The organism is Shewanella sp. 10N.286.52.B9 (genome assembly GCF_002873635.1).
GTDB lineage: Bacteria > Pseudomonadota > Gammaproteobacteria > Enterobacterales > Shewanellaceae > Shewanella.
Genome location: NZ_MCTY01000054.1, coordinates 1 through 11,956, shown reverse-complemented (window position 1 = coordinate 11,956; position 11,956 = coordinate 1). Strand labels below are relative to the sequence as shown.

Below are 11,956 nucleotides of genomic sequence, written 5' to 3'. Positions count from 1 at the left end.
GACTTACGTCGGCATTTTTCATTTTTATCCTTTCTCATCTTAAAACCGCAATATTTTGGCATAAGGTTTGCTTTGTTAGTGACAGTTAGCTGATGGAGGCAATTTTATGGCGATTAATTTTGAAAATGGTTTAGGGGTACATCAATACTCGTTGGGCATACGTGCTCAAAGGGCTGAAGTGCTATCTAGTAATATCGCCAATGCCAATACCCCGGGTTACAAAGCCCGTGATGTAGACTTTGCCTCTGCCATGAATAGCGCCCGCTCTCATCAGCAAGGGCTGCAAATGAGTCAAACAACTGACAAGCACTTTGACCTTAAAGCGTTAAGCCAAGAGCATGTGCAGTTTCGGGTGCCAAATCAGCCAGACACAGGTGACGGTAATACGGTGGATATGCAAGAAGAGCAATCTGCATTTATGCAAAACTCTTTGGAATATCAAATGTCACTGGGCTTTCTTGAAAGTAAGTTTTCTGGCATGCGTAAAGCCATTAGAGGTGATTAATTATGAGTCTTTTTAATATTTTTAATGTGTCAGGCTCGGGTATGTCTGCGCAATCGGTGCGCTTAAATACCACCGCCAGTAATATTGCTAATGCCAACACAGTATCAAGCAGTGTCGGTGAGACCTATAGAGCTCGTCATCCTATTTTTGAGGCTGAAATGGCCAAAGCCAGTCATCAGCAAAATAGTTCTCATAGTGTCAGTGTTAAAGGCGTTGTAGAAAGCGATAAACCGTTATTAAAAGAATTCTCACCTAATCATCCAATGGCTGATAACGATGGGTTTATTTATAAACCCAATGTCAATGTGATGGAAGAAATGGCCGATATGATTTCTGCTTCTCGGTCATATCAAATGAATGTTCAAGTGGCTGATGCCGCCAAATCAATGTTGCAGCAAACGCTTCGTATGGGTAAGTAATATGAATTTAGTTGGAGGTAAACAATGAGCCTCGTTAATCCTTACAGTAGTCAGTCATTACCGCAGTTGCAGACGTCTACCACGGCTTCCACCGTCTCCACTAATTCAGTGGCGACAAACTCACAAACTACACAGGTATCAGACAGTAGCTTTTTAGATAGCCTAACCGCTGCGCAATCAGCTAGCACCACCGAAACTGGTGAAGCTAAAAGCCAAGAGCTAACCCAATCGGATTTCTTTGCGCTTTTGAGTCAACAGCTGTCAATGCAGGACCCGTTTAAACCTGTTGAAAACGATCAGATGATCGCACAAATGGCGTCCTTCGCGACCGTTGATGGTATTGCCAACTTAAATGCTGAAATTTTGAATTTGAACAGTGTGATGAGCTCAAGTCAGGCATTACAAGCCTCGGGCTTAGTGGGGCAAAAGGTGCTCATTCCATCAGATATTGGCCATGTCTCAGAAGAAAACCCAGTCATTAACGGTGTCATTAGTACGCCACAGCCAATCGATACCATTACCGTCACCATTGAAGACGAGTCAGGCCAAGTGATTAAAACCTTTGAGGTTGATGGCTCTGCAGGCGGCAACATTGATGTCAGCTGGGATGGCCTTGATAAAGATGGCGAACCCGTAGAAGAAGGCATGTATGCCATTAAAGCTAACGGTAAAGTTGATGGCAACGCCGAAGATTTAGCGGTTTCAACTTATGCCCATGTCACTAGTGTGTCTTTAGGCAGTGTCGCCAGCGGTCCGATCCTTAACCTCAGAGGCCTAGGTGGTATTCAATTGTCTGATGTACTGGCAGTGGCAGAAAGTTAATAACACAAACAATAATAAGCTGCCAGAAATCTGGCAGCCACACAGAACCTAATTTAAAGCGCTAAGAGGTGATTTATGTCGTTTAATATTGCATTGAGTGGTATCGCAGCTGCTCAAAAAGATCTCAACACCACGGCTAATAACATTGCCAACGTCAATACCATTGGTTTTAAAGAGTCTCGCGCTGAATTTGCCGATGTTTATGCTAATTCAATTTTTTCAAATGGTAATACCGCAGTGGGCGGCGGCGCAACCACAACTCACGTAGCGCAACAGTTTCAGCAAGGTAGCTTACTGTTTACCAACAACTCCTTAGATATGGCTATTAGTGGCGGTGGTTTCTTTGTTACTTCATCTGAAGCGGGCAGCCAAGATCATGCATTCACCCGTGCAGGTGCATTTAAAGTAAACTCAGAAAGTTTTATGACAGATTCAGCCGGTAACTATTTACAGGGTTTCCCTGTGGATGATAAAGGTAATTCGACCTCGGTCAGTTTAACCACCACTCAACCGATTAAAATCCCCGATACTGCAGGTAGCCCTGTGAAAACTGGTAATGTGGGTTTTCAAATGAACCTCAATGTTGGTGATGAAGAACTTGATCCCGCAAAGTTTGATCCAGAAGACCCTGATACATTTAATAACTCAACCTCAGTGACGATTTATGATTCACTTGGTGAATCCCGCATCATGACCACTTATTTTGTCAAGCCAGAAGGTGGTTCCCATACTGGTGAGAATAACTGGGTTGCCTTTTATGCTGTTGATGGCAAGCAAGTGGATATTGATGCGCCAACGGGTGGTTCATTCCCAACAGATACTACTGGTGATGGTATTGCTGATTCAACTGGTACCGCTGAAAACGCATCCGGCTGGAAAGGCTCAGTACTTACATTTAATGATGCCGGAACTTATACAGGATCTGATCCAGCGGTAGTGTCTACGGTTGAACTAGGTAGTAATGGCGCAGGTGTTATCGGCACCGGCGCTGACGGCTCCCAAAAGGTGAACATCGATTTTAATAATCCTACTCAATACGCCTCACCGTTTGAAGTGACAGAGTTAACCCAAGATGGCACCACAGTCGGGCGCTTAACCAATGTCGGTGTCGGCGATGACGGTTTAGTAACAGCCAGTTACAGTAACGGTTCAACCGTGCCATTAGCTCGGGTAGCATTAGTACGCTTTTCTAATGAGCAAGGCTTAACTCAAGTAGGTAATACCTCTTGGAAAGCCAGCTTAGACTCAGGCCCAGCACTAGCAGGTGAGGCCAATAGCGGCACTTTTGGTAGTATTCGCTCGTCAGCACTTGAGCAATCAAATGTTGATTTAACCACCGAGCTGGTGGATTTGATTTCAGCTCAACGTAACTTCCAAGCCAACTCACGTACCCTTGAAGTGAACAATACCCTTAACCAAACGGTATTGCAGATCCGCTAATTAATCTCGCGCTTTAGTAATCTCGCGCTTTAGTAATCTCGCGCTTTAGTAAAGAGTTGCCGCCATGGCAACTCTTTGCCTTATTGTTCACCTCATTCTTCACCTCGTTACTACAGCCATTAACCTGCCCAATATTGCTTATCTTGTAAATTTCCCCGCTGTTTATAACTGCAAATTTCATCTAAAACTCAAACCCTTAATTTTTTGGCACGTTGATTGCTAGTTCTGTGTATATCTTTTGTTATGAAGAAAGTTTGACGGAGCGGTAAATGGACAAATTACTTTATGTTGCCATGAGCGGCGCTAAGCAGAATATGAATGCTTTGGCGGTGCGAGCCAACAATTTAGCTAATGTGAATACTGACGGCTTTAGAGCTGATTTGGTTCAAGCACGCTCTATGCAAGCTTTTGGCGAAGGTTTACCGACTCGTGTTTTTGCAATGACAGAAAGCCCCGGGCATAACTTTGACTCAGGCCCACTTAAAACCACAGGTCGTGATTTAGATATTGCCGTTAAAGATAAAGGCTGGATAGCTGTGCAAGCTGCTGATGGCGGTGAAGCCTATACCCGTTCAGGCAGTCTAAATTTTGACACTACCGGCTTACTCACTAATGCGCGTGGCAATCCGATTATGGGGGAGGCTGGGCCAATTGTGCTGCCACTGCCGGTTGAAAAAGTGCAAATCTCCCCTGACGGTATTATCTCGGTTAGACCCCAAGGCGCCACAGCCGACATAGTCGAAGAAGTTGCGCGGATTAAATTGGTTAACCCCAACAACGCCGACATGATGCGCGGTGAGGATGGCTTGTTTCGTTTAACCACAGGGCAAAACATCCCTAATGATCCCAATGTTCAAGTTGAAAGTGGCGCAGTTGAAGGCAGTAATGTCAATGCGGTATCTGAAATGGTGGCGCTAATTGATATTCAGCGCCAATACGAAATGCAAGTGAAGATGATGAAAAACGCCGAAGATCTTGATCGCGCCTCGTCAGCTTTAATGAGAATTAGTTAGGAGTAATTATTATGCATCCTGCTTTATGGATCAGTAAAACCGGCCTAGATGCCCAACAAACCGACATTTCGGTTATTTCTAACAACGTGGCCAACGCCAGTACCATTGGCTATAAAAAAAGCCGCGCAGTGTTTGAAGATTTGCTTTATCAAACCGTTAACCAAGCGGGCGGCGTCAGTGCTGATAACACCAAACTACCTAATGGCTTAAACCTCGGTGCGGGTACCAAAGTGGTTGCCACGCAAAAGATGTTTACCCAAGGCAATATGTTAACCACAGACAATGCCTTAGATCTAATGATTGAAGGTCCAGGCTTTTTTGAAGTTGAAATGCCAGATGGCACCGCAGCTTATACCCGTAACGGCCAATTTAGCCTAGATGAAAATGGCCAAATTGTGACCCCAGGTTCGGGTTATGTCATCCAGCCTGCCATCACCATTCCTGATGATGCCACTTCAATCACAGTGTCATCTGAAGGTGAAGTTTCAGTGAAACTTTCAGGTGCTACAGAAAATACCGTCATTGGTCAGTTAGCCATGAGCGACTTTATTAATCCATCAGGGTTAGACCCACTAGGGCAAAACCTTTACACCGAAACCGGTGCCAGTGGCACGCCGATTCAGGGCACGGCTTCATTGGATGGTTTAGGGGCTATTCGTCAAGGGGCGCTTGAAACGTCAAACGTTAACGTGACTGAAGAACTGGTTAACTTGATCCAAAGTCAACGTAATTACGAAATGAACTCGAAAGTGATATCAGCTGTTGATCAGATGATGTCTTACGTAACACAGAACTTATAAGCTTTGATGATAAGAGAGGGGATGATGAATAAGGTTTTAGTCTTAGCATCAGCATTTGTGATGCTGGGTTGCAGCTCAACTCAGCAAAAACCCATAGCCGATGATCCATTTTATGCGCCTGTTTACCCAGAAGCGCCGCCAACCCAAATGGTGTCAACGGGTTCAATTTACATGGATCATCAATCATCCAGTTTGTACTCGGATATTCGTGCCCACAAAGTGGGTGACATTATTACCGTATTGCTTAATGAGTCGACCCAAGCGAAGAAAAGTGCCAATAACGAAATTAAAAGAGGCTCTGATTTAAGCGTCGATCCGGTTTATGCCGGTGGCAGCAATCTGTCGATTAAAGGAATTCCGCTAGATTTTCGTTATTCAGATGACATGAATACCAAGCGTGAGTCAGATGCCGATCAGTCAAACAGTTTAGACGGCAGCATCTCAGCCAATGTCATGCAAGTGCTTAACAATGGCAATTTAGTTATTCGCGGCGAAAAGTGGATTTCAATTAATAATGGTGATGAGTTTATTCGCGTTACTGGCATGGTACGTAGTCAAGATATCACTCCTGATAATACCGTTGAATCCACCCGTGTTGCCAATGCTCGGATTCAATATAGCGGTACCGGCACTTTTGCCGATGTCCAAAAAGTGGGTTGGTTAAGCTCCTTCTTTATGGGCCAATGGTGGCCTTTCTAAGGAGTTAACCATGAAAATCAAATCCCTCATTTTACTCAGCCTCAGCATGGTGTTGCTGTCACAGCCAATTCAAGCCCAGCGCATTAAAGATATTGCCAATGTCCAAGGTGTGCGAAGTAACCAATTAATTGGTTACGGCTTAGTGGTGGGGTTACCCGGCACAGGTGAAAAAACCCGTTATACCGAACAAACCTTTAGAACCATGCTAAAAAACTTCGGCATTAATTTAGCCGATAATGTTAACCCTAAAACCAAAAATGCCGCTGTGGTAGCCGTGCATGCAGAAATGCCTGCCTTTATTAAGCCCGGTCAAAATCTTGACATCACGGTATCAAGTATTGGTGAAGCAAAAAGCTTACGTGGCGGCACCTTGCTGCAAACCTTCTTAAAAGGGGTTGATGGTAATGTTTACGCCATTGCCCAAGGCACCTTGGTGGTCAGTGGCTTTAGCGCAGAAGGTCAAGACGGTTCACGGGTGATACAAAATACTCCTACCGTTGGGCGTATTCCTAGCGGCGCTATTGTGGAGCGCAGCGTGATGTCACCTTTTGCCAGTGGCGATCACCTCACCTTTAACTTGCGCCGTGCAGATTTTTCAACCGCCAAAAACATGGAACAAGCCATTAATGATTTGCTTGGCCCCGGTATGGCAAGGGCGCTTGATGCTACCTCGGTGCAAGTGAGTGCGCCTCGTGATGCATCCCAAAGAGTGTCATTTTTATCGACCCTTGAAAACATTCAAGTTGATATGGCCGATGAGTCAGCCAAAGTGATAGTCAATTCGCGTACGGGCACCATAGTTGTGGGGCAAAATGTACGCTTAATGCCAGCAGCTGTGACCCATGGTGGCTTAACCGTCACCATTGCTGAAGCGACCCAAGTATCACAACCTAATCCGTTTTCGGATGGTCAAACGGTTGTTACAACCGATAGCACCATAGATGTTGCCCAAGACGATAGCCGAATGTTTTTATTTGACCCTGGCACCTCGCTCGATGAGCTAGTCAGAGCGGTAAATTTGGTGGGCGCTGCCCCTTCAGATGTACTGGCAATATTAGAAGCGTTAAAGATGGCAGGCGCTTTGCATGGAGAGCTTATCATCATCTAAAAATTGTCGGTATGACTATGGAAAAGCTGTCAAATTCATCGAACTATCTGGATCTAGGGGGACTAGATTCATTACGTTCCAAGGCCCAGAAAGACGAGAAGGCGGCATTACAAGAAGTCGCCAAACAGTTTGAAGGGATATTTATTCAAATGCTGATGAAAAGTATGCGTGAAGCTAACGCAGTCTTTAAATCAGACAGCCCGATGAACAGTGAAACCACCGAATTTTTTGAAAACATGCGCGATCAACAAATGTCGGTGGATTTATCAAACAAAGGTATGTTGGGCATCGCAGACATGATGGTGCAGCAACTTTCTCCCCAAGAAAGCGGTTTTACCCCAGCCTCAGTGCTGCGCGGTAATATTGACGCTAACAGTGCACAGTCATTAGTTAACTCTACGAATAAGCCGGTAGATTTTCTTAGCACAGTAGTGAGTGCAAATTCTGCCCCTGAGCGCTCAGAGGCTGATCAGTCAATGTTTAACCACACAATGCCTAATCACTCAATGTCTGATCACTCAACTGTTAATATCTCAACTGCGAACGCTGCAATGGCTAAGCCGATAATTGATAGCCAAGAATTAGATCAAGTTTTGGCTGGTGATCGTGTTGCCACTAGTGGCAATAGCTTGCCGCAATCGATGGCACCAACGCCGAATCAGTTTGACAGCCCGCAACATTTTGTCTCAGTGCTTTATCCCCATGCTGAAAAGGCCGCGAAACAGCTTGGCACCACCCCTGAAGTATTACTGGCGCAATCGGCATTAGAAACTGGCTGGGGTCAAAAAATGATCCGTCGTGATGACGGCACAGCCAGCAACAACTTGTTTAATATCAAAGCCGACAGACGCTGGGACGGCGATAAAACCTCAGTCAACACCTTAGAGTTTGAGCAAGGGGTGGCAGTAAAACAACAAGCAGACTTCAGAATGTACGACAACGTTGAACAAAGCTTTAATGACTTTGTGTCATTCATCTCCAATGGCGAGCGCTACCAAGAAGCCAAAAAAGTGGCAGCACAGCCCGCCAAATTTATTCATGCCCTACAACAAGCAGGTTACGCAACTGATCCTCAATACGCCAATAAAGTGTTGAAAGTCATGGAGTCAGTAACCAATGGACTTAAGTCCGTATTACCAAAAGAGACTAACTAATGGCTATCGATTTATTAAACATTGCCCGTTCAGGTGTTATGGCAGCCCAATCGCAAATGGGCGTCACCAGTAATAACATTGCCAATGCCAATACCGTGGGCTATCACCGCCAAGTTGCAGAGCAATCGTCATTAGGGTCCCAACAAATCGGTAGTAGCTTTTATGGTACAGGTACTTACGTATCTGATGTGAAAAGGGTTTATAACGAATATGCCGCAAGAGAGCTGCGCATTGGCCAAACCTCCATGAGTGGTGCTGAAACCCGTTACAGCAAAATGAACGAAATGGATCAGCTGTTCTCGCAAATTGGCGCCATGGTGCCAGCCAGTTTAAATGACTTTTTTACCAGCATTAATAATGTTGGCGATTTACCGACAGATCTCGGTATGCGTAACAACATGCTTAGCTCTGCCGGGCAAGTGGCTAACAGCCTTAATCAAATGCAAAGCCACCTTGACTCGCAAATGAAGCAAACCAATGCGCAAATCGGCGCGGTTGCTGATCGCATTAATGAGATCAGTACTGAGCTTGCCAACATCAACCTCGAGATCATGAAGTCGCCAGGGGCTGACAGCCAATTATTAGACCGACAAGATGCGCTGATTTTAGAGCTAAGCGAATATTCTGAAGTTAATGTTATCCCGCTAGATAATGGCGCTAAAAGCGTCATGCTCGGCGGCTCAGTGATGCTAGTGTCCGGTGAAGTGGCGATGCAAGTAGGCACCACTACAGGCGATCCCTTTTCGAATGAGCCAAGGCTAACCACATCAACCGGTAATAGCACGTTAGTGATTGACGGCTCTAAATTAGGTGGCCAATTAGGCGAGTTATTTAACTTTCGTGATCAAACCTTAATTCCAGCCTCTCAAGAGCTAGGGCAACTGGCCTTAGGCGTGGCAGATGCCTTTAACCAAATGCAGCAAAATGGTTTTGACCTAGACGGCAATATTGGCAGCAATATTTTTACTGATATTAACGACCCCAGCATGGCCGCAGGTCGAGTCGGTGCCTACAGTACCAACACTGGTGACGCCAATCTGAAAGTTAATATTGACGATGTAGGCCAATTAACCGGCAGCGCATACGAATTATCTTTCACTGCGCCAAACACCTATGAGCTTAAAGACACCCAAACAGGCAAAGTTGAGCCACTAACCCTTAATGGCAATCAGCTTGAAGGCGGCAATGGTTTTAGTATTGAAATTGATGCTGGCAGTTTTGCTGATGGCGACCGTTTTGAAATTAGACCTAATGCGGGCGCTGCAGCAGGGCTCAATGTGGCAATGACAGATCCAAGAGGCATAGCTGCAGCTGGGCCTAATATCTCAGCTGACTCAGGCAACTCAGGTAACACCAGTGTAAAGCTCACAGACATTGACCGAACTCATGCCAGCTTCCCTGAAACGGGTAGTGAGCTTACCGTCAAAATTGATACCGCTAAAAATACTTTTCAAGTACTGGATGCCAACGGCGCCATAGTCGGCGCTGAAAAATCCTTTACCCCGCCGCAAATTGACACCGGCTTTGGTTTTAGTTTTGAAATTAACGACTCATCTTCAGCGGGGGTCACTGACAGCTATAGCTTTGATTTGTCCTTTGCCGAAGGCGACAACAGTAATGCGGTTGCTATGGCGCAATTGGCCGATGCCAACATTATGAATAATGGCTCAACCACCTTAACCGGGGTGTTTGAAGGCACCAAACTGGATATCGGCAGCAAAACGCAAGCTGCAGCGGTGAGCTTGGCCTCAAATGATGCCATGTATCAGCAAGCCTATAACCGAGTGCAAAGTGAGTCTGGGGTAAATTTAGATGAAGAAGCGGCCAATTTAATGCGCTTTCAGCAATCGTATCAAGCTTCAGCTCGCATCATGACAACTGCCCAGCAGATGTTTGACTCATTACTTAGCTCAGTTCGCTAGGAGAATTAATTATGCGAATTTCTACTGCGCAAATGTTTCAGCAAAACAGCTACAGCATAGCAAAAGGCCAATCTGAAACCAGCAAAACCCTCCTGCAATTAGCCACAGGTAAAAAAATTAATACCGCCGGAGACGACCCTGTGGCCGCCATTGGTATCGATAAGTTAAACCAGCAAAATAACTTAGTTGATCAGTATTTAAGAAATATTGATTACGGTGAAAACCACCTTAATCAAACAGAAACCTTACTGGGGGATTTAGATAATTTAGCTGGCAGCATGAAAGAGCAATTATTGCGTGGCTCAAACGGCAGCATGACCGACAACGAGCGGCAAACTATTGCCGATGAAATGCAAAAAACGCTCGATCAAATGCTTGCCATTGCCAACAAAAAAGATGAGTCAGGCAATTACTTATTTGCTGGCAATAAAACTGGCAGCGCACCATTTGAGTTTGATGCCAATGGTCAAATTATTTACAACGGCGACTCAGGCACCCGCGAAAGCATTATTGCCTCAGGGGTGCTGACTGACACCAATATGCCCGGTGATGCTGTTTTTATGAACGCGCTCAATGCCATGGGCGATTATAGCGCCAATTATATGGCAGGCCAGCAAGGTGAGTTTAGCGTCGATAGCGCCAAAATTTCCGATAGTGCAGCACATATTGCAGATACTTATCAGTTTGCTTTTATCGACAATGGTGCAGGTGGGGTGGATGTTGAAGTCAGAGACAGCGCCAATAACGTACTGACAACAGTGGCAGATTTTGATAGTTCAATGCCAATTAAGATAAATGGCATGGAAGTAAAGCTAGATGGCGAGCCGATGGCGGGCGACAGTTTTACCCTTGAGCCTATGGCTGAGATCAGTATTTTAGACAGTTTTAGCCAGGCAATTAGCTTGCTGCAAAGTGGCGACAAGATACAAACCCCACAAGGTAAAGCGGAGTTGGCACAGTTGTTGAATAATATCGATAGTGGTGTCAATCAAATGAGCGCTAAGCGCGGTGAGGTTGGCAACAGCTTAAAAGTAATGGACCAGTACAAATCGAATCACACCGACGAGAAGGTGATCAACGCATCAGCCTTATCGATGTTAGAAGATTTAGATTATGCCGAAGCCATTATTGAGTTTGAAAAACAGCAGTTAGCACTTAATGCCGTATCAAGTGTTTTTAGCAAGGTAGGTTCAACGAGCTTGTTTGATTACATCTAACAAGCGCGATGAAACTGCAATGTCAGTCATTGGGAAACTGTATTTTTAGGCTGATATAAGCAATTGCCTTATATCAATAAAGCCTTATATGAATATCAAGTACCCAAAAACTAACAACAACGTTTAATGTTAATTTATTCATTTAATTTTGTTTAAAGGTTATTGAGTCAACCGTTTTCAGCCGCGAAATAATATGGATAGAGCGGCTGGGTCAATAACTTTATTAACAAGTTTAGCCAAGCGCTTAGCCTTGGCAATGCTACTAAAAAAGGAAAGTATCATGGCTATTTCAGTTAATACCAACGTCACCGCAATGAAAGCGCAAAACAGTTTAAATGGCGCTAATGGCAACTTGCAAACCTCAATGGAGCGTTTATCATCTGGCCTGCGCATTAACAGCGCTAAAGATGATGCAGCAGGCCTGCAAATTTCAAACCGTATGACCAGCCAAATCAATGGTATCGGGGTGGCAATGCGTAATGCCAATGACGGTATCTCAATTGCGCAAACGGCTGAAGGCGCGATGCAAGAATCCACCAATATCTTGCAACGTATGCGTGACTTATCACTGCAATCTGCTAACGGTTCAAACTCTGCAGAAGATCGCGGCGCTATGCAAAAAGAGCTTGGGGCTTTGCAGTCAGAGTTAACCCGTATTTCAGACACCACCACGTTTGGTGGTCAAAAGTTAATTGATGGCTCCTATGGTACTCAAGCATTCCAAGTAGGCTCAAATGCTAATGAAACCATTTCGGTATCGCTAAAAGCGACTGGTGCAGACGATATCGGTATTAACGAAGCTAAGGGTGCAGGTACTAGTTTTGGTGTTGCAGATGGAACGGCATTATCAACAAAAA

The 11,956-nt window shown here is 45.0% G+C and carries 11 protein-coding genes and 1 pseudogene; all 12 read left to right on the top strand.

From position 1 onward, the window contains the following. Positions 1–106 precede the first annotated feature (106 nt). Positions 107–505, top strand: coding sequence for a flagellar basal body rod protein FlgB (flgB, locus tag BCU91_RS04380; RefSeq protein WP_076540181.1), 399 nt, complete (start codon positions 107–109; stop codon positions 503–505). Between the two features lie 2 nt (positions 506–507). Beyond that, positions 508–924 carry a flagellar basal body rod protein FlgC gene (flgC, locus tag BCU91_RS04375; RefSeq protein ID WP_102439333.1) on the top strand — a complete coding sequence of 139 codons (417 nt, stop codon included), beginning with the start codon at positions 508–510 and terminating at the stop codon, positions 922–924. A gap of 24 nt (positions 925–948) precedes the next feature. Beyond that, positions 949–1,746 (top strand): flagellar hook assembly protein FlgD, encoded by a 798-nt coding sequence (gene flgD, locus BCU91_RS04370; RefSeq protein WP_102439332.1) that lies wholly within the window; start codon positions 949–951, stop codon positions 1,744–1,746. A 75-nt stretch (positions 1,747–1,821) separates the two neighbouring features. Next, a complete protein-coding gene (flgE, locus tag BCU91_RS04365; RefSeq protein WP_102530952.1) occupies positions 1,822–3,186 on the top strand; it encodes a flagellar hook protein FlgE in 1,365 nt (454 codons plus the stop codon). 269 nt (positions 3,187–3,455) lie between these two features. Then, on the top strand, positions 3,456–4,199 hold the full coding sequence (gene flgF / locus BCU91_RS04360; protein WP_076540191.1) for a flagellar basal-body rod protein FlgF: 744 nt from the start codon (positions 3,456–3,458) through the stop codon (positions 4,197–4,199). Between the two features lie 11 nt (positions 4,200–4,210). Next, a complete protein-coding gene (gene flgG, locus BCU91_RS04355; protein ID WP_102439330.1) occupies positions 4,211–4,999 on the top strand; it encodes a flagellar basal-body rod protein FlgG in 789 nt (262 codons plus the stop codon). A 24-nt stretch (positions 5,000–5,023) separates the two neighbouring features. Continuing rightward, complete coding sequence (gene flgH / locus BCU91_RS04350) at positions 5,024–5,698, top strand: flagellar basal body L-ring protein FlgH (RefSeq protein ID WP_102439334.1); 675 nt, start codon at positions 5,024–5,026, stop codon at positions 5,696–5,698. 10 nt (positions 5,699–5,708) lie between these two features. After that, positions 5,709–6,806, top strand: coding sequence for a flagellar basal body P-ring protein FlgI (locus BCU91_RS04345; protein ID WP_102530951.1), 1,098 nt, complete (start codon positions 5,709–5,711; stop codon positions 6,804–6,806). 17 nt (positions 6,807–6,823) lie between these two features. Beyond that, a complete protein-coding gene (gene flgJ, locus BCU91_RS04340; RefSeq protein ID WP_102530953.1) occupies positions 6,824–7,960 on the top strand; it encodes a flagellar assembly peptidoglycan hydrolase FlgJ in 1,137 nt (378 codons plus the stop codon). Continuing rightward, on the top strand, positions 7,960–9,882 hold the full coding sequence (gene flgK / locus BCU91_RS04335; protein WP_102530950.1) for a flagellar hook-associated protein FlgK: 1,923 nt from the start codon (positions 7,960–7,962) through the stop codon (positions 9,880–9,882). Before flgJ ends, flgK begins: the two co-directional genes overlap by 1 nt. An 11-nt stretch (positions 9,883–9,893) precedes the next feature. Continuing rightward, on the top strand, positions 9,894–11,099 hold the full coding sequence (flgL, locus tag BCU91_RS04330; protein WP_102530949.1) for a flagellar hook-associated protein FlgL: 1,206 nt from the start codon (positions 9,894–9,896) through the stop codon (positions 11,097–11,099). A gap of 280 nt (positions 11,100–11,379) precedes the next feature. Next, positions 11,380–11,956: pseudogene (locus tag BCU91_RS04325) on the top strand (flagellin); the annotation flags it as partial.

Excerpts from the sequence above, each read along its gene's own strand:
- flgB (WP_076540181.1), top strand. The coding sequence starts at position 107 with ATGGCGATTAATTTTGAAAATGGTTTAGGGGTACATCAATACTCGTTG.
- flgC (WP_102439333.1), top strand. The coding sequence starts at position 508 with ATGAGTCTTTTTAATATTTTTAATGTGTCAGGCTCGGGTATGTCTGCG.
- flgD (WP_102439332.1), top strand. The coding sequence starts at position 949 with ATGAGCCTCGTTAATCCTTACAGTAGTCAGTCATTACCGCAGTTGCAG.
- flgE (WP_102530952.1), top strand. The coding sequence starts at position 1,822 with ATGTCGTTTAATATTGCATTGAGTGGTATCGCAGCTGCTCAAAAAGAT.
- flgF (WP_076540191.1), top strand. The coding sequence starts at position 3,456 with ATGGACAAATTACTTTATGTTGCCATGAGCGGCGCTAAGCAGAATATG.
- flgG (WP_102439330.1), top strand. The coding sequence starts at position 4,211 with ATGCATCCTGCTTTATGGATCAGTAAAACCGGCCTAGATGCCCAACAA.
- flgH (WP_102439334.1), top strand. The coding sequence starts at position 5,024 with ATGAATAAGGTTTTAGTCTTAGCATCAGCATTTGTGATGCTGGGTTGC.
- BCU91_RS04345 (WP_102530951.1), top strand. The coding sequence starts at position 5,709 with ATGAAAATCAAATCCCTCATTTTACTCAGCCTCAGCATGGTGTTGCTG.
- flgJ (WP_102530953.1), top strand. The coding sequence starts at position 6,824 with ATGGAAAAGCTGTCAAATTCATCGAACTATCTGGATCTAGGGGGACTA.
- flgK (WP_102530950.1), top strand. The coding sequence starts at position 7,960 with ATGGCTATCGATTTATTAAACATTGCCCGTTCAGGTGTTATGGCAGCC.
- flgL (WP_102530949.1), top strand. The coding sequence starts at position 9,894 with ATGCGAATTTCTACTGCGCAAATGTTTCAGCAAAACAGCTACAGCATA.